We start from the raw sequence: 22357 nt of genomic DNA on the forward strand, positions 1-22357 counted from the left end.
AAGAGCTTCCCATGATCGGAATCGATAGAGACAGCGGGGCCACGGTCGACGACTGGCTGCAATTCGTGCAGCGCGCGACCCGGGCCCTGACCACGCCGCTGGGCACCCGGCAAAAACGGCCCTTGTACGGTTCGCTGATCCCCACGCTGCTGGGGCAGAACCTGGGCGACGACATCCTGTTGCTCGCCCAGAGCCACGCGGCCCAGGCGTTCTACAACCCGCAAAACGGCATCGGCGATTTCCAGCCCGGCGTGATCGTCGCCACCCGACAGGGCGCCGGTTTGCTGCTGCGGTTTGCCGGTACCTGGAAAAACCGCCAACAGACTTTCGAGGTCGTGACATGAGCATGTTGATCCCCGGCCAGAATCAGTTGGCCGAACCCTCCTTGATCAAGGTCGATGCCTTCGAGGATCTGCTCGCCGAGTTCAAGACCTTTGTGGTCGAGTACGTCGGCGCACGTTCGCCGCAGAGCGCGGAAAAGCTCAAGACCAGCCTGGAAAACGAAAGCGAACTGCTGACCCTGGCTCTGGAGGCCTTTTGCGTTCGCCTGCAAACCCACGAACGCAAATACAACGCCCGGATCAAGCAGATGCTGGCGTGGTGGGCCACCGGCAGCAACCTTGATGCGCGGCTGGCGGACATGGGCCTGGAGCGACAGTTGCTCGATCCAGGCGATCCGGCGGCATTCCCGCCGGTGCCGGCGATCTACGAAAGCGACGATGACGCCCGGCTGCGCTATTACCTGGCGCCCCATGCGCCGGCGGCGGGGTCGCGGATGCAGTATCGCCGCGAGGTGTTCACCCTGGGCGAACGGCCGACGGTGAAAGTCGAATCCACCGATGCGGGTGTCGTGAACGTCACCTACACCTTCGACCCGGACGGCCTCGCCGCACAGGTCAAGGACGGCAATGGTCGCCGCACCGCGCCTGGCGAAGTGCAAGTCACCGTGCTTGCCCGCGAGGGCGACGGTACACCGTCCCCGACGTTGCTCGACGGCGTGCGCCGACACTTTGCTCGGCCTGATGTGTGTCCCGAGACGGACAGGGTGACGGTGCAGGCCGCCGAGATTCAGCGCTACAAAATCCGCGTCGTGGCCAAGATCAATTCCGGCCCGGATTCGGGCCTGACCAAGGTCGCTGCGCAGCAACACCTGCAGGCCTACGCCGACAGCTGCCATCGTTTGGAAGGCCGGGTCGATCCGAGCTGGATCGACTACACGCTGCACAGCGCCGGTGCCGTGCAATTGCAGATTCTTGAACCGCTGACGCCCATCGTCTGCAGCGCATTTCAAGCGCCGTACTGCACGGCGGTCGAGGTCGAGGTACAGACGCTATGACCGATCAGACACCGCGTCCGACCCTGCTGCCGGCCAACAGCTCGGCGCTGGAACGGGCCCTCGACATCGGCTTCGGCGCATTGCTTGATCGCGTCGCGCCGCCGTTTCCCGAACTGATGAATCCGGCTTCGACACCTGTCGCGTTCCTGCCGTATCTGGCGGCGGATCGTGGTGTTGCCGAATGGAGCACTGACGCGCCTGAAGCCGAGAAGCGCCTGACCGTCGAACTGGCCTGGCCCACCGCGCGCCAGGCCGGCACCCGCAAGGCGCTGGAGAATGCCGCCAAGGGTTTGCAGCTCAGGCCGGAAATCCGCGCCTGGTACGAACAGACCCCGCCCGGCGAGCCTTACAGCTTCACCGTACGCGCCTTCAGCGAACAACCCTACAGCGAAGAAATCGACGCCCGTCTCGACCGACGCCTGGCGGATGCCAAGAGCGAGCGGGACGTGCTGTCGGTGTCGGTCGGCCTCAGCGCATTCGGCAACCACGTCATCGGCGCCGCGACTTTCTGCGGTGAGCTGACCACGGTTTATCCGGTTTTCCTCGAAGGGCTCGAGACATCCGGCGAGGCCTTCATGGCGGCTGCGCTGTACACCGTCGAAACATCCACTATTTATCCTCAGGGGGCCTGAATGGCTGACTATTACACCCTGCTCACCAACGCAGGGATTGCCTACGAAACGGCGTGCAAGGCCGCGGGCCTGCCGATCAAGCTGACGCAGATTTCCGTCGGCGATGGCGGCGGCGCGGTCTACAACCCGGCCGCGACAGCTACCGCGCTCAAACGCGAAGTCTGGCGCGGACCGCTCAACGCGCTGTTCCAGGACGAGAAAAATCCGAGCTGGCTGCTCGCCGAAGTCACCATTCCGCCGGACGTCGGTGGCTGGTACGTGCGTGAAGCCGGTCTGTGGACCGACACCGGGATTCTCTACGCCATCGTCAAATACCCGGAGTCGTTCAAGCCGGTTCTGGCAACGTCCGGCTCGGGCAAAGAGTTTTATATCCGCTCGATTTTCGAGACCAGCAATGCCTCGCTGGTGACGTTGTTGATTGATGACACGGTGGTCAAGGCCACACGTGCGTGGGTCATGAGCTACCTCGCCGAAGAACTCGGCAAACTCGACGGCAAACAGTCGGTACGTGTCGCCGCCACCGCCAACGTGGTGTTGAACGGTGCGCAGCAGATCGACGGCGTGGCGGTGATTGCCGGCGACCGTGTGCTGCTGCCGAACCAGACCCTGGCCAAGGACAACGGCCTGTGGATCGTCGCCAACGGCGACTGGATTCGGGCCAACGATGCCAACATCAGCGCCAAGGTCACACCGGGCCTGACGGTGATGGTGGAAGAGGGCACGCTCAACGGCGATTCACTGTGGCACCTGACCACCAATGCGCCGATTACCCTTGGCACAACCGCGCTGACATTCAAGATGCTGGCAGGGCGTACCGGGATTGCTGCCGGGACTTACAAGAGTCTGAGCGTCGACGAATATGGCCGCGCTACGGCCGGCTCGAACCCTGACACTCTGGCCGGTTTCGGCATCAAGGATTCGTACACCAAGGCTGAAGTCGAGGCGCTGATTGCCAAGGCGTCGGCGTTGCCGGTGGGGTCGATTGTCGCGTTCCCGGTTGACTCGCCACCTCCGGGCTTTCTGGAGTTGGACAACAGCGTCAAGAGCAGCGCGACCTACCCGGACTTGAGTGCCTATCTGGGCGGCAAGTTCAACAAGGGGGATGAGGGTGTCGGGAATTTCCGGTTGCCGGAGGCGCGTGGGGAGTTCTTGCGGGGTTGGGATCATGGTCGGGGAGTTGACGCCGGACGCGGGCTCGGAACCGCTCAACTAGATGCGATGCAACGCTTGACCGGCGCAATTGCTGCTGCTGACGCTACTGGCCTTGCTCAAGCGCTTAATGGTGTATATGCCGGCAGCAAGTCGGGAGTATCGAAGGGCGTTACGGCTGCTGTAGATGCATACACCAACGTCAATTTCGATAACGCTCGACAGGCCCGCACGGCGGATGAAAATCGCCCGCGCAACGTGGCCGTCATGTGGTGCATCAAGGCCTGGAACGCCCCGGTCAATCAGGGAAACATCGACGTAGCGGCACTGGTCAAGGAAGTGTCACGCCTCGGCTCTGCCGTTCCGGTGGGCGCCGTCATGGCATTCCCGACTGGGATCGTACCGCCTGGCTTTCTTGAGCTGGATGGCAGCATGCAGAGCATGTCGATCTACCCGGATCTGGCGGCGTATCTCGGTACCAAGTTCAACAAGGGCGATGAAGGAGCAGGAAATTTCCGGTTGCCGGAATCTCGCGGTGAGTTCCTGCGGGGCTGGGATCATGGTCGCGGGATCGATATAGGCCGTGGGATTGGTAGCTGGCAGGCGGACGACAACAAGGCTCACGCTCACACCTATACCCGGGTTCCTGTTTTCGGCAATACCGGGGGCTCCAACGCCGCGGGTATCGCTGCCGACAATGGGACGCAGGCGGGCAGTTCCAACTTCGCCAGCTACATGAATACGTCCGGAGGCAGCGAGGCGCGCCCCCGCAACCTCTCCGTCATGTGGTGCATCAAAGCCTGGAACGCGCCGATCAATCAGGGAAACATCGACGTCGCCGCACTGGCCAAGGAAGTCTCGCAACTTAAATCTTCTGTTCCGGTGGGAGCTGTTCTGTCCTTTCCAACGGGTGTCGTTCCTGCCGGTTATCTTGAGCTGGATGGCAGTGTGCAGAGCATTGCGACCTATCCGGATCTGGCGGCTTATCTCGGTACAAAGTTCAACAAGGGAGACGAAGGCGCGGGCAACTTCCGCTTGCCCGAATCTCGCGGCGAGTTCCTGCGTGGCTGGGATCATGGACGTGGAATAGACGCCGGTCGTAATGTCGGTAGCTACCAGGCCGGTACGAAAATCCAGGGTGACAATGCCGAGGCGCCAGCCGTTCAAGGCATTGGCAACTCCGACACGATTGATGCCGATCCGGCACCTGACTTCAAAGGCGACATCTACTACACGTCCACCGGTGTCACTGCCCTCAATACCGGCTCGTACTGGAAGACCGTGCGCCCACGCAACCTCGCCGTGATGTGGTGCATCAAGGCCTGGAACGCGCCGATCAATCAGGGAAACATCGACGTCGCCGCATTGGCAGCTGAAACCAGACTGGCTCGACTCAACGGCGCAGAAGTAGGCGCCGCGCGTAATCTGAGAATGTCGCTGCCTGTCGCCGCATCGGTTGCAACACTGACCGCTGACCAACTGATTGTCGAGCAGCCGGGTGTTGGCCAGTACAAGTTGTCGAACGTCAATCTCTCCATAAATCTGGCTACGGTTGGTGCGGGCGGGATGGACGTTGGCGTTGCGCCTGCAAGCGGTAGCGTCGGAATTTACGTTATCTACAACCCCGAGTTGAAGGTTGCGAAGTTGCTGGGAGTCAACGCGACATCGACTTCCGTGCCCGAGATTTACACAGGTTCCAATATGCCTGCCGGTTACAGCGCCAGTGCCTTGGTCAGCGTTTGGCAAACCGATACCAATCGATTGATGAATACCGGCATTCAACATCAGCGATCAATTTCCTTCGTCCAGACGATGGTGCTTGAAAACGGCTTATCGATGTCGCCGACACCGATCTCGCTGGCCTCTGTTGTTCCGAAGAATGCGAAAACCGTTGGTGGTTACATTCATTACATTGGAAGCGCTGATTTTCCTGGTGGAGGCTCTCTAGGCCTTCTGTCGGATGTTACCGAAGCGGGTCTGAAAGGGTGCGGCATTGGTGGAATCGTCGGACTGGGTGTTCTCAGTCCGTTTTCGGATCTGGTCATGACTACTCCACAGACGGTCTATTACCGCCTCTATTCGTCGGTTTCCCGTGCAAACGACGTCCACATCTCCCAATACACTTTCTAAGGAGTCCTCTATGTTGAGAGCTTACTCAAATGTGGGGACGGCCTTTCGTTGTGTCGCCCCGGACTGGCCGCTGGCTGACGGCGAGGTTCTTTTTGACCATGAACCTACCGAAAGCGAACTGGAGGAGGCGTTTGGTCATGCCTACGACGCACTGGTAAAAAGCCGTCAGCTGGCCGCCATTGCTGAAGAGCGATTCCGTCGTGAAGGCTCGGGCATCATGGTCGATGGCGTCGCTATCGATACTTCCCGAGACAGCCAGTCGCTGATCGCCGGCATGGCTGTCTCAGCGATGCTGGACCCTGCTTATTACTGCAGTTACAAGGCTGTAGCTGGTTTTGTCGAACTGACGTCGGCGCAGATTCTCGGCATTGCAAAGGCTGTTCGTTTTCATGTTCAGGCCTGTTTTGACCGGGAGAAGGCGCTGACAGAAGCGGTGATTGCCGAAACCTTCACCGATGAAATGCTCGAGGATGGCTGGCCGGATTCCTCGTCAGGCACATCAGACCCAACCCTTCAATAAACGCCCCGCACATCGGGGCGTTTTCTTGTCTGCCCTACAACATTCAACACCCGCCAAAGCCCCTCCCCTGAGGGGCTTTCCCGTTTATGGAGAAACGAAAAATGGCAACCCGCCAAACCTACACCGTGCTCGTTCCATTCCCCACCGGCGGTGGGCACTGGTCGAGCGTCGGCCAGGAACTCGAGCTGCTCGATGTCGAGGCCAGTGCCCTGCACAGCGCCGGTCGACTGGAGCTGAAAACATCTACCACCAAGGCCGTGAAGGCCGCTGCCAAGAAGGCTGACTGACTATGGCTGAGGTTCTGAACTTCGAGCACAACGGCATTACCGTCAATGCCACCGAATCCCCCGAGGCCATGGGTGGCCTGGGTGACAACGTCATCGGTCTGGTCGGCACCGCGCCGAAAGCCGATCCGCTGATTCCGCGTAACGCACCGTTTCGCATCAACAGTTTCACCACCCACGCGCTGCTCGATCCGACAGGTTCCGAAGAGGGCACGTTGTACCACGCCGTCTACCAGATCCTCAAAGTGGTCAAGGTGCCGGTGTACGTGGTGATCGTCGAAGCGGGCGCGACCCCGGCTGACACCGTCAACGCGGTAATCGGCGGTGTTGAGCCAGCCACCGGTCGCAAGCTCGGTCTGGCGGCACTGGGCAGCGTCCCGGAAGACCTGACCATCATCGGCGCACCGGGTTTCACTGGCACTAAAGCGGTGGCCAGCGAGTTCGCCTCGTTCGGCAAGCGCATCAAGGCCCGTGTGGTGCTGGACGGCAAGGACGTCTCGGTCGCCGATCAGGTGCTGTACAGCCAGGAACTGGGCGGCGCTGACCTCGGTTTCGACCGTTGCCTGGTGGTGCACAACATGCCCGCCGTGTACTCGAAAGCCGCGAAGAAAAACGTGTTCCTCGCGCCATCCAGTCTGGCGATTGCCGCGCTGGCCAAGGTCAAGCAATGGGAAAGCCCGGGCAACCAGGTGACCTACGCCGAAGACGTCTCGCGGGTCGTTGAGTACAACATCCTCGACACCTCCACCGAAGGCGATCTGCTCAACCGCTACGGCGTCAGCTATTACGCCCGCACCATCCTTGGCGGCTTCTCGCTGCTGGGCAACCGCTCGATTACCGGCAAGTTCATCAGCTACGTCGGTCTGGAAGACGCCATCAGCCGCAAGCTGGTGAAGGCCGGCCAGAAAGCCATGGCGAAGAACCTGACCAAGTCGTTCATGGATCAGGAAGTCAAACGCATCAACGACTGGCTGCAAACCCTGGTCGCCGACGAAACCATTCCCGGCGGCAGCGTGTACCTGCACCCGGAACTCAACAGCGTCGAGAAGTACAAGAACGGCACCTGGTACGTGGTCATCGACTACGGCCGCTACGCGCCGAACGAACACATGGTTTATCAACTCAACGCCCGCGATGAAATCATCGAGCAGTTCCTGGAGGACGTTCTCTAATGTTTACCAACCGCGTAAGACAGGCCATCGCGGCCACCCTGCAAGGTCTGCCGTTGTCGGCGACTGTTGAGGAATTCACTCCGCCGAAGATCGACTTCGACATGGAAAGCATGACGGGCGGGCGCTTCATCGTTGAGGAAATGGCCAAGAGCGCCAAGGCGCTGAATGCCACGCTCAAGCTGCAAGGCACTGGCGCTGAAGTGCTGCTGGCGATGGGCGTGAAACTGGGCGACGACATTCTGCTGAACGTGCGTGAAGCCGGTCAGGATCAGGACGGCAACACCTGGTTCACCTATCACACCATCGGCGGCAAGCTCAAAACCATGGGGGAGGAAGCAATCAAAATGGGTGGCAAAGCCCTGACGACTCTTGAGTTCTCCTGCCGCACCTACAACCGCCTGGAAAACGGCATTCCGGTGATCGACATCGACGTGCGCACCCAGAAGTTCGTGCTCAACGGCGTCGACATTCTCGGTGATGCCCGGCGTGCGGTGCTGATGCCGTAACGCTGTAAGCAAACCAGGCACTCGCCCCTGTGGGAGCAAGCCCGCTCCCACATTGGGCCAGTGTGACTGGCCGATGTTTAGCAACACCCCCTCAAGAATCACCAAGGAATTCATACATGTCGTGGATGCCACCCAAGCATGATCTGTTGTCGCCGATCACCGGTGACGACGGCTCGCAGATCGAATCGATCCAGCTCAAGCCGCTGTTCTACGCCGCCCAAAAAGAGGCGCTGGAACGCGCTGGCGACGATGAGGACGACCAGTTCTTCGAACTGGCGCTGCTGGCCACCGGCTTGTCGGTCAAGGAACTCGACCAGCTCAAGCGCCCGGACTACGTGACCATCGCGCAGTACGTGCACGAATTCTCGACCCGTCCGGCGTCGTACTTTCTCGAACAGGTCGAAGACGCGGAAAAGTCCGACGATCCCGACCAGGTGCAACTGCTGTTGCCGCTCGCCGTCACCGGCCGCACCGTGACTTCGCTGAGCCTGGAAATGCCGGCGCTGCGGGCCACCAAAGTGATGAAGAAACTGAAAACGGCCAAGGAACGTGCCGAATTCATCACCGCCCATTGCACCGGCCTGATGATCCCCGATCTGGCCCTGTTGAGCGTGCCGGACTGGACGCAATTGCAGGTGCGCATCGACGATTTTTTAAACCAGCCGGCGGCCTTCTTTCAGAACGCGACATCGAAGTAATCCTCGATATCGTGCCGCTCATTTACCCGGTAAGTGAGGCGGAAATTCTGGAGTGGGACGCCGAAAAGGCGTTGCGCCGCTACGACATAGCGATCACTCGCCTTGGCGTGAAACAGGAGTAGAGCGGCATGGCAGAGAGCAAATTTGCGCTCATGAATGCCGGTGAAAGCGCCGGCGCAGGATTTGGCAGTGTCTCCCTGAGCACTGCCGCGCTGAACGCAGGTGTCGGGCAACTTGCGGTGGAGCAGACCAACAGCTTGCGCCAGGCCCTGCTGACAGTCAGTGGAAAAATCGTGCTGCTGACGACGGCAATCGATGCATTGAGCGTGACCCTGACCGCCTTGCGTGCGTTGCCGCAGGCAGCCAGTGCCGGAGCGAAGATTGAGTCTGGCGGAGGGCAGAAAACGCCGGAAAAATCCTCTGCGGGGGCTGAGCCTCCCGAGGCGCGCAAGGCCGCGATGGCCATGGATTCGGCGGCGGCCACGCTTGCGAGTGTGGCGCAGCTCTCCCGCGATGACGGGAAAGACATGGCACTCACTAGCCTGAAAATGGCCAGTGCCACGCTGGTGGCCGCCGGAGGCACTACCGGGGTCGAGCTGGTCAGGATTGAAACGCTGGCGGCCAAGGCGGGAATCGGCAACGAAGCGGTAAACGCCGAGGCGAAGAAACTCGAGTTGCTGAACTTTGCCAGCGATGCGGCGATCACCGCATCGGCATTCAAGGTTACAGGGCTGGAAGCCGGCGAAATGTTGAAGGTCTGGCGCACCTCGATGAAGCTCTCGCGTGATCAAGCCCTTGATCTGGCGGACGCGGCCAACCATCTCGGCAAAATGCCCGGCGATGTGCAGACCGCGGACATCGGTTCTGTCTTGCAGCAGTCGGGCGAGGCGGCAATCAGCGCAGGCTTGCAACCGGAACAGGCTGCGGCATTGACGGCAGCGTTGCTCAACAGCGGCACGAAAAAAGACGATGCCGGCAATGCGCTGAAGAACATTTCCAGTGCGCTGGGCAAGGGCGATCAAGCCTCCATGGCCGAGAAAGGTGCCTGGAAGCAGTTGGGCCTGGATCCCAAGGCAGTGGCCGAAGCCATGCGTGATCCTGACAAACAGAATGCCCAAGGCGCTGTTTTGTCGGTGCTTGGGGCCTTGAATACCAGACCGGTGGAGCAGCGCTCGACATTGGCCCGGACATTGTTCGCGGACAGTGGAGACGCTGCGTTGTCGCTGTCCCAGGACCTCGGCAAGGTGAATCAAGCCTTTTACCTCGTGAGTGACAAAAGCCGATACGCGACATCAAAGCTGGGTGATAAAAGCTCGGTAAGAGAGTCCGCACAGGCACTTGCCGATACTCAGCAGGGGCAGTGGAACATCAAGAATGCCCGTGAGGAACGTTTGGCGGTCGCCAAAGGCAATGCACTGGCGCCGGATATCGAAACGCCCGGTGAGAGCCATTCAATAGACAGGCTGAGCGATCTGGCCGAAACCTACCCGAAAACCACGGGTGCAGTTCTGACGGCGACGGCCTGGATCAAACCGGTGTTCGACGCCGTGACCGATGCGGTGGTCGGTGAGCTGAAAGACCGGGGAGGCAAATGGATCGTTGATAAAGCTGCCAGTTCCCTTCCCGGTCGTTCAAAGCTCGGCTTGTCTGCAGCAACCTCTGCGACGGCCGTGGCTGAAACTCAGGGCCTGGCTCTGGCCGGTCGCAGTGCCAGTGCTGGCAACGGTCTGAAAATACTCGAACAGACTGCAAGGGTTGCTACACCGCGGCTGGAGCCTGTGCTTGCATCGGTGCAGCCGGCCTCGCGCTGGATGCCTTGGCAGGCGAAGGCGGCGATTGGTGCTTCGGCTGTCGCCGCAGGTATTGCCAGCGGTGACAAACAGCAGATCGCGCAAGGTCTCGGTGCCGCTGGTGGCGCCTGGGCTGGTGCGGTCGCCGGCAGCTCGATCGGCGCCTCCATCGGCAGTGTAGGACTGGCGCCGGGCATGGCACTCGGCGGTCTGATTGGTGGACTGGTCGGGGGATGGCTGGGCGCTGAGGGAGGAGGCTTTTTAGGTGAGAAGCTCATGTCCAGCGCGCCGGACAAACTCGCCCCGCCGGCCGAAGTCGCCAAAGATCTGGCGGACGCACAGACGCAGAACCAGCAAGTTTCCTTCGCTCCGACGATCCAGGTCACCTGTCCTGCGCCCGACACGGCCCAGCAAATTCATTCGATTATCGAGCAACAGCTGTCCGGCCAGTTCCACGGACCTTTCATGTCGCTGCTGACCACCAACCCCTTGGGCACACGCCGCGATGCAGCCCTGACTGACGGAGCCGGTACATGAAACAACAAATGGCACTGGGCAGTTTCATCTTCGGACTGTCCCGGGATTTTGCCTACAGCACGCTGACGCGAAAATCCGAAGGCGGCTGGACTGACCTGCAGATTCTCAACAGCAAACCCAGATCCCATCAGACAGGGCAGAAGCCAGAAACCCTGACCATCTCCGGCACCTCGATGTACGCCGTGGGGATGGAACGGCTCGATGAACTGCGTGCGCTGCAAGCACTGCGTGCACCGTTGCCGTTGATTGACGGCATCGGCCGCAACTGGGGTTTGTGGCGGATCAACAGCATCGACGAAAACCAGAGCGAGGTCATCGATGACGGCACCGCGATGGTAATCAAGTGGGTCATCGGATTGTCGGAGTTCAACAATGCGTAAGGTACGAAGCGTGGCCGGTGATTCGGTGAATCTTTTGCTGTACCGCGAAACCGGTCGCAGCGATGACAGCGCCGAAGAAGCCCTCTGGACACTCAACCCGACCCTGGCCGAGCACGGCCCGATTCTGCCGGCAGGTGTCTGGGTGACGCTGCCGGAGCTCGACTCGAAACCGGCTGCAATCAAACCGGTTCTGGCCTGGGATTAAGGAGGCTGCATGGCACAGGGATTTACGCCGGCGATCGACATCTACGGCGCCAACGCGGCTCTGCTCAACCAGCGCCTGATCAGTTGGGAACACATCGATGCCGCTGGAATGGAGTCCGATCAACTGACGCTGGTGCTCGACCTGGAAGGCCTCGACGGCTTGCCAACCCTGGGCGGCACCATCGGCCTGCGGGTGGGCTATCTGGAGACCGGGCTGGTGGAAAAGGGCCAGTTCAAGGTGACCCGACTGACGCCGACGCTGTTCCCGCTGCGCCTGACACTGGTCGCGACCGCCGCGCCATTCAGCGGCAAGGACGACACTGGATTCAAGGAACGGCGCACGGCCAGTCATGGCCCCACGACGCTTGGCGGGCTGTTTCGCAAACTGGTTGAGCGGCACGGTTTCTCGCCGCGCGTGGATCCCGAACTGGCGCTGATCAGGATCGCCCATGTCGACCAGTCGAACGAAACCGACATGAGCTTCATCACACGCCTGGCGAAAAAGTACGACGCGGTGGCCAAGCCGTTCAACGACCTTTACGTACTGGCGAAACCGGCACAGCTCAAAAACCTGTCGGGCCAGGTGATACCGGACGTCAGGCTGTCGGTGACCCACAACAATCGGCCGGGCGATCACGCCTTCATCAGCGCCACGCTGGAAGAGACTGCCCGCACCCAGAATCAGGGTTGCAAAACCTCATTCTGGGACGGTGCTCTCGGCAAGCTGCGGGAGGTGATCACCGGTTCCGAACCCTACAAGGTCATCCGCCAGAAACTGGCCAGCGAAGAAGAAGCCAAAACCATCGGCGAAGCCGAAGTGCGCAAGATGCTGCGCGAGAAATACAAGCTGAAGGTCACCTGCCCGGGCGATCCACTGCTGGCAGCCGAAGGTCTGCTGGTAATCGACGATACCTGGCCGGACTTCATGCGCGGTCGCTGGTCGATTGAAAAGGTCACGGCCAGCGGCAAGCGCGAGGAAAGCTATCGCTGCCTGATCGAAGCGACCGGCCGGGATCCCGAGGCAAAAGCCAAGGACTGATCCTCCGATCTCACCGCCACACGCATCACTGTGGCCACTCCCACATCCTGGAACGCTCCCCATGAAGATCTCTCCGATCCTCACGCAGCTGCGTGCGCAATGCCCAAGCCTTGCCGGCCATATCGCGACAGGTGTCGACCTGGCGCTGTTGCAAGGTGACCCGAATCTGCCGATGCCCTCGGCCCATGTTTTACCGCTGGCCGACGTAGCCAGCGCCAGCACCGCACAGAACTCCTACAGCCAACCGATCCGCGACCGCCTTGAAATCATCCTGGCACTTGATGCCACGGACGCCACAAAAGCGCTGGATCTGTTGCACGACCTGCGCGCCGAACTGTGGCGTGCACTGGTGGGTTTCAAACCCGATTCCAACTACAGCGCCATCGTTTACGACGGCGGCGAAACGGTCTCGATCAACAGCAGCCGCGCGTTCTACCGGCTGCGCTTTTTTGCCGAGTTCCAGCTGGGCCGCAATCTGCCAAGTCAGCCTGCGGAGAGTTGGCACGAACGCGAACTGGACGGTTTGTCGTCCTTTACCGGGGCCACCGTGCGGGTCGATGCGATCGACCCGGCCGACCCCAACCTGAAACGCCCGGGCCCTGACGGGCGCGTGGAAATGACTTTCTCTGGAGACGTAACCCCATGAGCAACCGCATCACCGTAGTGCCGGCCCCTGGCCGTGCCGTGCCGGACCCGGAAGCCGGCGACCTGCTGCCACTGGAAGGCCGTGAAGTGCTGGACAGCGCCTGGTGGCGCCGGCGTCTGGCCGACGGCGATATCACCCTCAAAACCGCAACAGCCAAACAAAAGGGAGCCAAATAATGGCGATCGGATTCAGCAACATTCCTGCGGACATTCGTGTACCGCTGTTCTATGCCGAAATGGACAACTCGGCCGCCAATAGCGCGTCCTCGTCCATGCGCCGCCTGATCGTGGCGCAGGTCAACGACAACATCGCTCCGAGCGAAGTCGGCAAACTGGTGCTGGTCTCCAGCGTGGCGCTGGCCAAGAGCATTGGCGGTCAGGGCTCGATGCTCGCGTCGATGTACGAGACCTTCCGCAAGGCCGACCCGATCGGTGAGATCTGGTGCCTGCCGCTGCACAACGCCACCGGCGCCATCGCCAAAGGCGTGCTGACCCTGACCGGCACCGCGACTCAGGCCGGCGTGCTCAACCTGTATGTCGGTGGCGTCCGCGTCCAGGCCACCGTGGTCAACGGTGCCACCGCTGCCCAGGCGGCCACCGCCCTGGCACAGAAAATCAACGCCACCGCCGATCTGCCGGTGAGCGCTGCGGCCGCCGAAGGCGTCGTCACTCTGAACGCCAAATGGACCGGCGAGAGCGGCAACGACATCAGCCTGCAATTCAATCGCCTGGGCAAGAGCAACGGTGAAGAAACCCCGGCCGGCCTGACTACCGCGATCACCGCCATGACCGGCGGCGTCGGTGTGCCTGACCAGGTTGAAGCGGTTGCTGCACTGGGTGATGAGCCGTTCGAATTCATCGCGCTGCCATGGTCCGACCTGGCCACCCTCAACACCTGGCAAGCGGTGATGGACGACAGCACCGGTCGCTGGTCGTGGGCCAAGCAACTGTTCGGTCACGTCTACAGCGCCAAGCGCGGCACCGTCGGCACGCTGGTGGCAGCCGGTCAGGCACGCAACGACCAGCACATGACCATTCAGGCGCTGGAACCGGGCGTTCCGCAACCGGTGTGGGTACAAGCTGCAGCACTGGCCGCGCGCACTGCGGTGTTCATCTCCGCCGACGCCAGCCGTCCGACCCAGAGCGGCAGCCTGCCGGGCGTCGATCCGGCCCCGGCGAGCGAGCGCTTCACCCTGACCGAGCGTCAGTCGCTGCTCAACTACGGCATCGCCACCGCGTACTACGAAGGCGGTTACGTGCGCATCCAGCGCTCGATCACCACCTACCAGAAGAACGCTTACGGCCAGGCTGACAACTCGTACCTGGACAGCGAAACCATGCACCAGTCGGCGTTCATCGTGCGTCGTCTGCAAAGCGTGATCACCAGCAAATACGGTCGCCACAAACTGGCTTCCGACGGCACCCGTTTCGGCGCCGGCCAGCCGATCGTCACCCCGGCGACCATTCGCGGCGAGCTGATCGCCCAGTACGCCAAGCTCGAACTCGAAGGCCACGTGGAAAACGCCGAGCTGTTCGCCGAGCACCTGATCGTCGAGCGCGACGTGCAGGACCCGAGCCGCGTGAACGTGCTGTTCCCGCCGGATTACATCAACGGTCTGCGCGTGTTCGCACTGCTCAACCAGTTCCGCCTGCAGTACGACGACGTCGCCTGATCGGCCCGTCTGACACTGTGATTTCAGCCCACCTTGCGTGGGCTTTTTATTTGAAGGGAGTAACACCATGGGTCAACTGATTGCAGGCACCTGCTACGTCAAGGTCGACGGTGCACAACTGACTATCAATGGCGGCTGCGAAGCCCCGCTGATGGCCGTCAAACGCGAAACCGTCGTGCCGGGTTTCTACAAGGAAACCGACATCGCGCCATCGTTCAAGGTGACCGCGCTGCACACCGCCGACTTCCCGTTGAAGAAGCTGATCGAAGGCACCGACATCACCGTCACCTGCGAATTCAGCAACGGCAAAGTCTACGTACTGGCCGGTGCCTACCTGGTCGAAGAACCCGTCTCCAAAGGCGATGACGCCACCATCGAACTGAAATTCGAAGGCATCAAGGGGACCTGGCAATGAGCGGCGCCGTGAAGCTTCAGGTTGCGATCGAAGCTCACGGCGAGCCCCTGACCGAACTCGTCCTGCGCCGCCCGACGGTGCAGGAGGTGCGAGCGATCAAGGCGCTGCCGTACAAGATCGACAAGAGCGAAGAGGTCAGCCTCGACATGGACGTGGCGGCCAAATACATCGCCGTGTGCGCCGGCATTCCGCCGTCGTCGGTCAACCAGCTGGATCTGGCTGACCTCAACGCGCTGAGCTGGGCCGTTGCGAGTTTTTTCATGAGTGCGGCGTCGGAGCCATCACCGACCTGATTTCGGTCGCCTATGACCTGGCCTGGTTCTGGAAGGTTGACCCCGAACAGATGATGGCCAGGCCACTGGATGTGCTTCGCGAATCGCTGGAGCACGCGCAACGGATCAATGCGATGCAGCAGGTGCAGTGATGGCAGAAGAAACCAAAGCTAAAGCGTCGGTGCTGCTTACCGGCATCGACGAACTGTCACCCAAACTCGGCGCCCTGCGAGTGAAGGTCGATGACTTCAAGAAAAACCTCGAACAGACCGGCCTCGGCAAACTGGACATCAGCGGTCTGTTCAAGGGCGGCAGCGTGATTACGCCGTTCGTGGACGGCATCAAATCCGCCGCAGCCTTTCAGGGCAAGCTTGCCGAGGTCAGCGAGACGGCGAAAACCGTCGACCTGCCGGATACGCCAAAAGCCGCCGCGCAGAACATGAACGTGTTCAGCGCGTCGATGGAAAAGGTCTCCGCTGCGGTGGATGCCGCACTCGTACCTGCCGTGGGTGCGCTGGTGGTCGGGCTGGAGCCGATGCTGACCCAGGTCGGCAGCCTGCTGGCCGACAACCCGAAACTGGTCGAAGGTCTGGCGGCGGGGGCGATTGCGTTTTCCGCCATGCAAACCGCCGTGACCGGCATGACCCAGGTGATGGACGTCATGAGCATGGTGCTCAAGACCAACCCGATCATGCTGATCGCCATGGGCATTGCCGTGGCGGCCGGTCTGATCGTGGCCAACTGGACACCGATTTCCGCGTTCTTCACCGGATTGTGGGAGGGCGTGAAAAACGCCGGAGCCAGTGCAATGGCGACGTTGCGCTCGGTGCTCGACTGGCGGCCGCTGGATGCACTGGCGGCGTTGTGGGAACCGGTCACCGGTTTCTTCTCGGGAATCTGGGACAAGGTCAAGGCTGTGACCGCGCCGGTGATCGACTTCTTCAAGTCGGTTTTCTCGTGGTCGCCCGCAGGCCTGATCCTGGAAAACTGGGGACCGTTGACCGGTCTGTTTTCGGCAATCTGGGAACTGCTCAAGGCCTTGAGTGTGCCGGTGATGGCGTTCCTCAGAAACCTGTTCGACTTCTCGCCAATGCAGATGATCGACAGTGCATGGGGCGGTGTGGTCCGGTTCTTCGAACCGATGTTCAGCAGCCTGCGAAAAGCCGCGCAACCGGCCAAAGAATTCCTGGTGTCGTTGTTCGACTTCTCGCCGATGCAGAAGATCACCAGCGCTTGGGGCGGTGTTGTTGCGTACTTTCAGCCGGTGTGGACGACGCTGCAATCGGCCGTGCAAATCACCCGGGATACGCTGCGGGCACTGTTCGATTTTTTCCCGATGGAAATGATCACCAGCGCCTGGGGTGGTGTCGTCGGATTCTTCGAACCGATCTGGACGGCACTGCAAACGTCAGTGCAACAGGTCAAAGGTTTTTTCACCGGTCTGTTCGAGTGGTCGCCGCTGGAGCAGATTGCGCAGTACTGGCAGCCCATCGGTGAGGTTTTCTCGGCGCTGTGGGGTGTTGTGCTGGCGCTGTCCGCGCCGGTCGTGGATTTTTTGCACGGCCTGTTCGAATGGAAACCCCTGGATCAGATCATCGAGAGCTGGGGGCCGATTGTCGGGTGGTTCGGCGAGCTGTGGCAAAAGCTGCAAACCGTCATTGCACCGATCAAGGAACTGTTCGACGGTGGCTTCGCCGGGCTGATCGCCAAGGTCACCGGCAAGGTCGAAACCCTGACCGAAGCGCAACGCCAGACCAATGCCGAAGGCAAGGGCGAACTGGCGCCAGCGTTCTTCGGTGCCAGTGCGAAATCCGAGGGTGGCAGTGCGTTGCAGGGCGGTTCGTTGCCGCAATCCTCAGGCGCCCTGATCCAGCAAAGCGCCGCCAACAACCGCACGCAACTCGAAGGCGGCCTGACAGTACGCTTCGAAAACGCGCCGGCGGGGCTACGCACCGATCAACCGCAAACCAATCAACCGGGGCTGGCGCTCAGTTCGCGCATCGGCTATCGCTCGCTCTCCATGGGAGGTTCCAATGAACTGGCGTGACCGTTTGTTGCCGGCATCCTTTCGCGGTGTCGGTTTCTGGATCGACCAGGCGAAAACCCCGGTCGGTCGCAAGGGGCAGCTGCACGAATATCCGCAACGCGACCTGCCGTTTTTCGAGGACCTCGGCCAGCAGGCCAAGACCCACGACCTGACGGCGTTCATCATCGGTGCCGATTGCCTGGAGCAGCGCGACAAGCTGCTCCAGGCCCTGGAGCAGGGCAGTGGCGAACTGGTGCATCCGTGGCTGGGACGCTTGCAGGTCAAGGTCGGCGAGTGCGACATGACCCACACCCGCCAGGACGGCGGGATGGTGACGTTCAGCCTGAAGTTCTACCCCGACCGGCCGCTGCCGTTTCCGACGGCGACGGTCAGCACGCAAAAAGTCCTGCTGATCAAGGCCGAAGGTTTACTCGGCTCGGCGGTGGCGCGTTTCGAACAGGCGATGACCCTGATCAAGGCCGCGCGGATCGGCATCGCCAATCTGCGCAACAGCCTCACCGGCGTGTACGACGTGATCAAGGAGCAGCTCAAACCGCTGATCGCGCAGTACAAGCAGATCACCGAGCTGGTCAGAGCCGTGAAGGAACTGCCCAAGGAAGTGGCGGCGGAGTTCAAGGGGTTGCTCGGCGATATCAAGGAGCTGAAGGCATTCGCGAAGGAGGGCTACCGTGGCGTGATTGCCGACGTGTCCCAACAGATCGAAGCCATCCGCAAAGCCGATGCGCCGAAAATCACCACCGGCAAGGACACCAACGCCGCGGCGCAAGCGATGGCCAACCTGGTGCAGGACACCCTGATCGTCAAAGTGGCGCAGTGGGTGGCCTCGATGCCGGTGGCGTCGACGCCGGTGAAACTTACCTCGACACCCTCGCTGGACCAGCAATCGAAGCAGCCGGTCACGCGCCAGGAAGTGCCGGTCACCGACGATCTGCAAACGCTGCAAAAAGAGTTGAACGAAGCGCTGCAAAAGGCTCAGGACAAGGCCGACCCCGCGCACTACCAGGCCATCGCCGATGTGAAGGAAGCGCTGATCGCGCACCTCAAGGCCGTGGCTTCGTCCGGTGTGCGACTGGTCAGCAAAACCTTTCAGGAAACCTTTCCGGCAGTGGTCGTGGCCTACAAACAGTTTGGCGACGCCACCCGTGTGACCGAGGTCATTCAGCGCAACGGTCTGTCTCATCCGAGCTTCCCACCCAACGAAGTCAAAGTTTCCAGGGAGTGAGCCATGAGCGAGATGGACAACCGCGTCACGCTGACCGTCGACAACATGGAATACGGCGGCTGGAAAAGCGTGCAGATCACCGCGGACCTGGAGCGCCAGTTCCGTACCTTCAAACTCGACATCACCTGGCAATGGCCGGGGCAGACCGTGGATCAGCGGATCAAGGCCGGCGACCCGTGCGAAGTGCGGATCGGCCAGGATCTGGTGCTCACCGGTTATGTGTTCAAGGCCCCGATCAGCTATGACGGGCGGCAGATCAGCCTGAGCATCGAAGGCAGTTCCAAGACCCAGGATCTGGTCGATTGTGCGGCGCGAAATATCCCCGGCCAATGGCAGGAACAGCCGCTGTTGAACATCGTCCAGGCCCTGGCCGGGGAATACTCGCAGTTTGTGGTCAACGAGATTCCCGAGACCGCACGCCTGAGCAAACACACCATCGTTCCGGGTGAAACGGTGTTTCAGTCGATCGACCGTTTGCTCTCGCTGTACCGGGTGTTTTCCACCGATGACGCCGAAGGTCGGCTGGTGCTGGCCAAACCGGGCAGCGGCGGCCGCGCGAGCGATGCGCTGGAGCTGGGCAAGAACATTCTCTCGGCCAATGCGCCGATGGATCACAGCCAGGTGTTCTCCGAATACCGGGTGATCGGCCAGCAGAAGGGCAACGACAAGAAGAGCGGGGCGGCGGTCAGCGAGGTTGAATCCAGCGCCACCGACCTGAGCTTCAAGCGTCGGCGCACCACGATCATCAACGAAGGCTCGCAACTGACGTTCGAACTGGCCCAGCAGCGGGCCCAGTGGGAAAGCGCCACGCGCATGGGCCGGGCGCTGACCACCACGTATCAGGTGCAGGGTTGGCGCCAGTCCAACGGCGATCTGTGGCGCCACAACACGCTGGTGAAGGTCAAGGATCCGGTACTCGGTTTCGATGGCGACATGCTGATCTCCAAGGTGACGTATTCGCTGTCGGCACAAGGCTCGGTGACCACGCTGCAAGTGGCGCCGCCGCATACCTTCGATCCTGACCCGACGCCCCCCAAAAAAACCTGAGCCTGACGCCGAACCTGACTGGCATCACCTGGCCCTGTGGGAGCGGGCTTGCCCGCGATAGCGGTGGTTACCGCAAACACCACTTNCCCGCTCCCACAGGTTTTGTGTTGGCAAAGTCCTGAGGACAATTCATGAGCCTACTGACACGCCTGCTGGCGCGCGGCACTGTCGTGCTCGCCAATTCGGCATCCAAGCTGCAATCGCTGCAAATGCGCCTCACCGCCGGTGAAGTGAACGACGACATGGAGCACTTCGAACCCTACGGCTTCACCAGCCATCCGCTGGCCGGTGCCGAAGGCGTCGTCACGTTTCTCGGCGGCGACCGTTCCCACGCCATCGCCCTGGTGGTCGCCGACCGCCGTTACCGCCTGCAATCGCTGGCGGCCGGCGAGGTGGCGATCTACACCGACGAGGGCGACAAAATTCACTTCAAGCGGGGGCGGATCATCGACATCGAAACCGCCACGCTCAACATCCGCGCGAGCACCGCGGTGAACTTCGACACGCCGGTGATCAACCAGACCGGCAAGATCGTCTCCACCGGCGATCAGTTGGCCGGCGGCATCAGCCAGATCAAACACGTGCACGTTGGCGTGCAGGCGGGCAGTGGCCAGACCGGCGCGCCGGCGGGAGGTCAGTGATGCTGTTCAGTCAGAACCTCCACGCCGCGCTGACCCGTGCGGTGCTGATCAGCCTGTTCACATGGCGCCGTGCCGCCGACGACGATGCCCTCGATGACGAGGAGCGTTTCGGCTGGTGGGGCGACACCTTTCCCACCGTGGCCGACGATCGCATCGGCTCGCGGCTGTGGCTGTTGCGCCGGGTCAAGCTGACCCGCCAGACCCAGATGGACGCCGAGTTCTATGCCCGCGAAGCCTTGCAATGGCTGATCGATGACGGCCATTGCAGCGCCATCGACATCATCAGCGAACGCCTCGACGCCCAGCGCCTGAACCTGCGCACGGTCCTGACCCTGGCCGACGGCGAACGCCTGGACATCAACCCCGATAACAGTTGGCAGGTGATCTATGCCGTTTGAAACCCCTTCGCTGCCGGTGCTGATCAAGCGCACCCAAAGCGACCTGGCCGGCGATTCGCTGCGCCAGTCCGATGCGCAAGTCCTGGCCCGCACACTCGGCGGCGCCGCTTATGGCCTGTACGGCTACCTCGACTGGATTGCCGAGCAGATCCTGCCCGACACCGCCGATGAATCGACCCTGGAACGCATCGCCGCACTGCGCCTGAACCAGCCGCGCAAACCGGCGCAGGTCGCCACCGGCAACGTCAGCTTCAACGCGACGGCGGGCGCGGTGCTGGACGCCGATACGTTGCTGCAGTCGAGTGACGGTCGCACCTTCAAAGTCACCGCCAGCCGCACCACCGTCAATGGCGTCAACAGCACCAGCATCGCCGCGCTGGAGGCCGGCAGCCTGGGCAATGCCGAGGCCGGGCTGGCGTTGACGCCGGTGCAGCCGATCACCGGCGTGGTCGGCAACAGCTTTATGGTGCTGGCGCCGGGACTGAACGGTGGTGTGGCGCGGGAAAGCCTGGAGTCGTTGCGCTCGCGGGTGATTCGTTCTTATCGCGTGATCCCTCACGGCGGTTCTGCCAGCGACTACGAGACCTGGGCGCTGGAAGTGCCGGGCGTGACTCGTGCCTGGTGCCGAGGCGGCTTCCTCGGGCCGGGCACCGTCGGCGTGTACATCATGCGCGACGATGATCCGCAACCGGTGCCGAATGCCGAGCAACTGGCCGAAGTGCAGGCCTACATTGAGCCGCTGCGCCCGGTGACCGCCGAAGTGCATGTACGTCCGCCGGTGCAGAAACCGGTGACCTATCAACTGAAGCTGACCCCCGACACCACCGCCGTGCGTGCCGCTGTCGAAACCCAGTTGCGCGACCTTCATAACCGTGAAGCCGACCTGGGCGAAGATCTGTTGATCAGCCACATCCGCGAAGCGATCAGCAGCGCGGCGGGTGAAACCGATCACGTGCTGTCGGCGCCGGTGGCGAACGTGGCCGCGGGTGACAGCGAACTGCTCACCTTCGGGGGGTGCGTATGGCTGCCATAAGAACCGCCGCGCAATACCAGGCGCAACTGCGCGCCTTGCTGCCGAGCGGTCCGGCATGGGATCCGGAGCGCGTGCCGGAACTCGAGGAAGTGCTGCAAGGCGTCGCCGTTGAACTGGCGCGCCTCGACGCCCGCGCCGCCGACCTGCTCAACGAGATGGACCCGGCCGGCGTCAGCGAACTGGTGCCGGACTGGGAACAGGTGATGAACCTGCCCGACCCGTGCCTCGGCGCCACGCCGCTGTTCGACGACCGTCGCCTCGCCGTGCGCCGCCGCTTGCTGGCGGTCGGCAGCCAGGCCGTCGGCTACTACCTGGAAATCGCCAAAAGCCAGGGTTACCCCAACGCCACCATCACCGAACTCGAAGCCCCGCGCATGGGCCGTTCGCGTTTCGGCTCAGCGCATTGGGGCACTTGGGAAGCGCAGTTCATGTGGACGCTCAACACTGGCGGCCGCTTGCTGCTCGGTCGGCGTTATGGCGCGAGTTACTGGGGCGAACGCTTCGGCGTGAATCCGGGCTCGGCGCTGGAGTGCCTGATTCATCGGGCGGCACCGGCGCACACCAAGGTGCACATCAACTATGACTAG

25 protein-coding genes are annotated in these 22357 nt (G+C 61.7%); all 25 read left to right on the forward strand.

Annotated features, from left to right (window positions below; genetic code table 11):
• The first annotated feature begins 11 nt into the window (after positions 1-11).
• The 25 genes from ACTJK9_RS19760 to ACTJK9_RS19880 all read left to right on the forward strand — a co-directional run bounded on the left by ACTJK9_RS19760 (position 12) and on the right by ACTJK9_RS19880 (position 22357).
• Positions 12-344, forward strand: coding sequence for a hypothetical protein (locus ACTJK9_RS19760; protein WP_007954853.1), 333 nt, complete (start codon positions 12-14; stop codon positions 342-344).
• Positions 341-1336 (forward strand): baseplate J/gp47 family protein, encoded by a 996-nt coding sequence (locus ACTJK9_RS19765; protein ID WP_085612308.1) that lies wholly within the window; start codon positions 341-343, stop codon positions 1334-1336. Before ACTJK9_RS19760 ends, ACTJK9_RS19765 begins: the two co-directional genes overlap by 4 nt.
• Positions 1333-1968 carry a phage tail protein I gene (locus ACTJK9_RS19770; RefSeq protein WP_440815609.1) on the forward strand — a complete coding sequence of 212 codons (636 nt, stop codon included), beginning with the start codon at positions 1333-1335 and terminating at the stop codon, positions 1966-1968. Before ACTJK9_RS19765 ends, ACTJK9_RS19770 begins: the two co-directional genes overlap by 4 nt.
• Positions 1969-5247, forward strand: a complete 3279-nt coding sequence (locus tag ACTJK9_RS19775) for a tail fiber protein (RefSeq protein ID WP_440815611.1) — start codon at positions 1969-1971, stop codon at positions 5245-5247.
• A 10-nt stretch (positions 5248-5257) separates the two neighbouring features.
• Positions 5258-5767, forward strand: coding sequence for a DUF4376 domain-containing protein (locus ACTJK9_RS19780; protein WP_440815614.1), 510 nt, complete (start codon positions 5258-5260; stop codon positions 5765-5767).
• Between the two features lie 101 nt (positions 5768-5868).
• Positions 5869-6054: a hypothetical protein gene (locus ACTJK9_RS19785; RefSeq protein WP_221398825.1), complete on the forward strand. Its 186-nt coding sequence runs from the start codon at positions 5869-5871 to the stop codon at positions 6052-6054.
• Positions 6055-6056: 2 nt separating this feature from the next.
• A complete protein-coding gene (locus ACTJK9_RS19790) occupies positions 6057-7223 on the forward strand; it encodes a hypothetical protein (RefSeq protein WP_064379034.1) in 1167 nt (388 codons plus the stop codon).
• Positions 7223-7729, forward strand: coding sequence for a phage major tail tube protein (locus tag ACTJK9_RS19795; RefSeq protein WP_011332717.1), 507 nt, complete (start codon positions 7223-7225; stop codon positions 7727-7729). The genes ACTJK9_RS19790 and ACTJK9_RS19795 overlap by 1 nt, the downstream gene beginning before the upstream one ends.
• Before the next feature lie 116 nt (positions 7730-7845).
• The gene (locus ACTJK9_RS19800) at positions 7846-8427 is read left to right on the forward strand and encodes a phage tail assembly protein (RefSeq protein WP_039771243.1); all 582 of its coding nucleotides are present in this window, start codon (positions 7846-7848) and stop codon (positions 8425-8427) included.
• A 128-nt stretch (positions 8428-8555) separates the two neighbouring features.
• Complete coding sequence (locus ACTJK9_RS19805) at positions 8556-10754, forward strand: phage tail tape measure protein (RefSeq protein ID WP_440815618.1); 2199 nt, start codon at positions 8556-8558, stop codon at positions 10752-10754.
• Positions 10751-11134, forward strand: coding sequence for a phage tail protein (locus tag ACTJK9_RS19810; protein ID WP_085612314.1), 384 nt, complete (start codon positions 10751-10753; stop codon positions 11132-11134). The genes ACTJK9_RS19805 and ACTJK9_RS19810 overlap by 4 nt, the downstream gene beginning before the upstream one ends.
• Positions 11127-11339 carry a tail protein X gene (locus ACTJK9_RS19815; RefSeq protein WP_007954888.1) on the forward strand — a complete coding sequence of 71 codons (213 nt, stop codon included), beginning with the start codon at positions 11127-11129 and terminating at the stop codon, positions 11337-11339. The genes ACTJK9_RS19810 and ACTJK9_RS19815 overlap by 8 nt, the downstream gene beginning before the upstream one ends.
• A gap of 9 nt (positions 11340-11348) precedes the next feature.
• The gene (locus tag ACTJK9_RS19820) at positions 11349-12377 is read left to right on the forward strand and encodes a phage late control D family protein (protein WP_440815621.1); all 1029 of its coding nucleotides are present in this window, start codon (positions 11349-11351) and stop codon (positions 12375-12377) included.
• 61 nt (positions 12378-12438) lie between these two features.
• Positions 12439-13023 (forward strand): phage tail terminator protein, encoded by a 585-nt coding sequence (locus tag ACTJK9_RS19825; protein ID WP_085612316.1) that lies wholly within the window; start codon positions 12439-12441, stop codon positions 13021-13023.
• Positions 13020-13199, forward strand: a complete 180-nt coding sequence (locus ACTJK9_RS19830) for a DUF2635 domain-containing protein (RefSeq protein WP_039771254.1) — start codon at positions 13020-13022, stop codon at positions 13197-13199. Before ACTJK9_RS19825 ends, ACTJK9_RS19830 begins: the two co-directional genes overlap by 4 nt.
• Positions 13199-14695, forward strand: coding sequence for a phage tail sheath subtilisin-like domain-containing protein (locus tag ACTJK9_RS19835; RefSeq protein ID WP_064593835.1), 1497 nt, complete (start codon positions 13199-13201; stop codon positions 14693-14695). The genes ACTJK9_RS19830 and ACTJK9_RS19835 overlap by 1 nt, the downstream gene beginning before the upstream one ends.
• 67 nt (positions 14696-14762) lie before the next feature.
• Positions 14763-15110, forward strand: coding sequence for a phage tail tube protein (locus tag ACTJK9_RS19840; protein WP_007908779.1), 348 nt, complete (start codon positions 14763-14765; stop codon positions 15108-15110).
• A complete protein-coding gene (locus ACTJK9_RS19845; protein WP_003222226.1) occupies positions 15107-15403 on the forward strand; it encodes a phage tail assembly protein in 297 nt (98 codons plus the stop codon). The genes ACTJK9_RS19840 and ACTJK9_RS19845 overlap by 4 nt, the downstream gene beginning before the upstream one ends.
• Before the next feature lie 130 nt (positions 15404-15533).
• Entirely contained in the window at positions 15534-17429 is a 1896-nt protein-coding gene (locus ACTJK9_RS19850) for a phage tail protein (protein WP_440815624.1), read from the forward strand.
• Complete coding sequence (locus ACTJK9_RS19855) at positions 17416-18651, forward strand: DNA circularization protein (RefSeq protein WP_039771262.1); 1236 nt, start codon at positions 17416-17418, stop codon at positions 18649-18651. The genes ACTJK9_RS19850 and ACTJK9_RS19855 overlap by 14 nt, the downstream gene beginning before the upstream one ends.
• 3 nt (positions 18652-18654) lie before the next feature.
• Positions 18655-19698: a phage baseplate assembly protein gene (locus ACTJK9_RS19860; protein ID WP_085612318.1), complete on the forward strand. Its 1044-nt coding sequence runs from the start codon at positions 18655-18657 to the stop codon at positions 19696-19698.
• A 131-nt stretch (positions 19699-19829) separates the two neighbouring features.
• Positions 19830-20339: a phage baseplate assembly protein V gene (locus ACTJK9_RS19865; RefSeq protein WP_221398831.1), complete on the forward strand. Its 510-nt coding sequence runs from the start codon at positions 19830-19832 to the stop codon at positions 20337-20339.
• Positions 20339-20737 (forward strand): phage GP46 family protein, encoded by a 399-nt coding sequence (locus ACTJK9_RS19870; protein WP_007954906.1) that lies wholly within the window; start codon positions 20339-20341, stop codon positions 20735-20737. The genes ACTJK9_RS19865 and ACTJK9_RS19870 overlap by 1 nt, the downstream gene beginning before the upstream one ends.
• Positions 20727-21770 (forward strand): baseplate J/gp47 family protein, encoded by a 1044-nt coding sequence (locus ACTJK9_RS19875; protein WP_440815629.1) that lies wholly within the window; start codon positions 20727-20729, stop codon positions 21768-21770. Before ACTJK9_RS19870 ends, ACTJK9_RS19875 begins: the two co-directional genes overlap by 11 nt.
• Positions 21758-22357 carry a YmfQ family protein gene (locus ACTJK9_RS19880; protein WP_221398833.1) on the forward strand — a complete coding sequence of 200 codons (600 nt, stop codon included), beginning with the start codon at positions 21758-21760 and terminating at the stop codon, positions 22355-22357. The genes ACTJK9_RS19875 and ACTJK9_RS19880 overlap by 13 nt, the downstream gene beginning before the upstream one ends.

The sequence above is a fragment of the Pseudomonas sp. 22082 genome, assembly GCF_052046055.1.
GTDB lineage: Bacteria > Pseudomonadota > Gammaproteobacteria > Pseudomonadales > Pseudomonadaceae > Aquipseudomonas > Aquipseudomonas pharyngis.

Bases quoted from the DNA above. Each gene is read 5' to 3' on its own strand.
- ACTJK9_RS19760 (WP_007954853.1), top strand. From the start codon at position 12: ATGATCGGAATCGATAGAGACAGCGGGGCCACGGTCGACGACTGGCTG.
- ACTJK9_RS19765 (WP_085612308.1), top strand. From the start codon at position 341: ATGAGCATGTTGATCCCCGGCCAGAATCAGTTGGCCGAACCCTCCTTG.
- ACTJK9_RS19770 (WP_440815609.1), top strand. From the start codon at position 1,333: ATGACCGATCAGACACCGCGTCCGACCCTGCTGCCGGCCAACAGCTCG.
- ACTJK9_RS19775 (WP_440815611.1), top strand. From the start codon at position 1,969: ATGGCTGACTATTACACCCTGCTCACCAACGCAGGGATTGCCTACGAA.
- ACTJK9_RS19780 (WP_440815614.1), top strand. From the start codon at position 5,258: ATGTTGAGAGCTTACTCAAATGTGGGGACGGCCTTTCGTTGTGTCGCC.
- ACTJK9_RS19785 (WP_221398825.1), top strand. From the start codon at position 5,869: ATGGCAACCCGCCAAACCTACACCGTGCTCGTTCCATTCCCCACCGGC.
- ACTJK9_RS19790 (WP_064379034.1), top strand. From the start codon at position 6,057: ATGGCTGAGGTTCTGAACTTCGAGCACAACGGCATTACCGTCAATGCC.
- ACTJK9_RS19795 (WP_011332717.1), top strand. From the start codon at position 7,223: ATGTTTACCAACCGCGTAAGACAGGCCATCGCGGCCACCCTGCAAGGT.
- ACTJK9_RS19800 (WP_039771243.1), top strand. From the start codon at position 7,846: ATGTCGTGGATGCCACCCAAGCATGATCTGTTGTCGCCGATCACCGGT.
- ACTJK9_RS19805 (WP_440815618.1), top strand. From the start codon at position 8,556: ATGGCAGAGAGCAAATTTGCGCTCATGAATGCCGGTGAAAGCGCCGGC.
- ACTJK9_RS19810 (WP_085612314.1), top strand. From the start codon at position 10,751: ATGAAACAACAAATGGCACTGGGCAGTTTCATCTTCGGACTGTCCCGG.
- ACTJK9_RS19815 (WP_007954888.1), top strand. From the start codon at position 11,127: ATGCGTAAGGTACGAAGCGTGGCCGGTGATTCGGTGAATCTTTTGCTG.
- ACTJK9_RS19820 (WP_440815621.1), top strand. From the start codon at position 11,349: ATGGCACAGGGATTTACGCCGGCGATCGACATCTACGGCGCCAACGCG.
- ACTJK9_RS19825 (WP_085612316.1), top strand. From the start codon at position 12,439: ATGAAGATCTCTCCGATCCTCACGCAGCTGCGTGCGCAATGCCCAAGC.
- ACTJK9_RS19830 (WP_039771254.1), top strand. From the start codon at position 13,020: ATGAGCAACCGCATCACCGTAGTGCCGGCCCCTGGCCGTGCCGTGCCG.
- ACTJK9_RS19835 (WP_064593835.1), top strand. From the start codon at position 13,199: ATGGCGATCGGATTCAGCAACATTCCTGCGGACATTCGTGTACCGCTG.
- ACTJK9_RS19840 (WP_007908779.1), top strand. From the start codon at position 14,763: ATGGGTCAACTGATTGCAGGCACCTGCTACGTCAAGGTCGACGGTGCA.
- ACTJK9_RS19845 (WP_003222226.1), top strand. From the start codon at position 15,107: ATGAGCGGCGCCGTGAAGCTTCAGGTTGCGATCGAAGCTCACGGCGAG.
- ACTJK9_RS19850 (WP_440815624.1), top strand. From the start codon at position 15,534: ATGGCAGAAGAAACCAAAGCTAAAGCGTCGGTGCTGCTTACCGGCATC.
- ACTJK9_RS19855 (WP_039771262.1), top strand. From the start codon at position 17,416: ATGAACTGGCGTGACCGTTTGTTGCCGGCATCCTTTCGCGGTGTCGGT.
- ACTJK9_RS19860 (WP_085612318.1), top strand. From the start codon at position 18,655: ATGAGCGAGATGGACAACCGCGTCACGCTGACCGTCGACAACATGGAA.
- ACTJK9_RS19865 (WP_221398831.1), top strand. From the start codon at position 19,830: ATGAGCCTACTGACACGCCTGCTGGCGCGCGGCACTGTCGTGCTCGCC.
- ACTJK9_RS19870 (WP_007954906.1), top strand. From the start codon at position 20,339: ATGCTGTTCAGTCAGAACCTCCACGCCGCGCTGACCCGTGCGGTGCTG.
- ACTJK9_RS19875 (WP_440815629.1), top strand. From the start codon at position 20,727: ATGCCGTTTGAAACCCCTTCGCTGCCGGTGCTGATCAAGCGCACCCAA.
- ACTJK9_RS19880 (WP_221398833.1), top strand. From the start codon at position 21,758: ATGGCTGCCATAAGAACCGCCGCGCAATACCAGGCGCAACTGCGCGCC.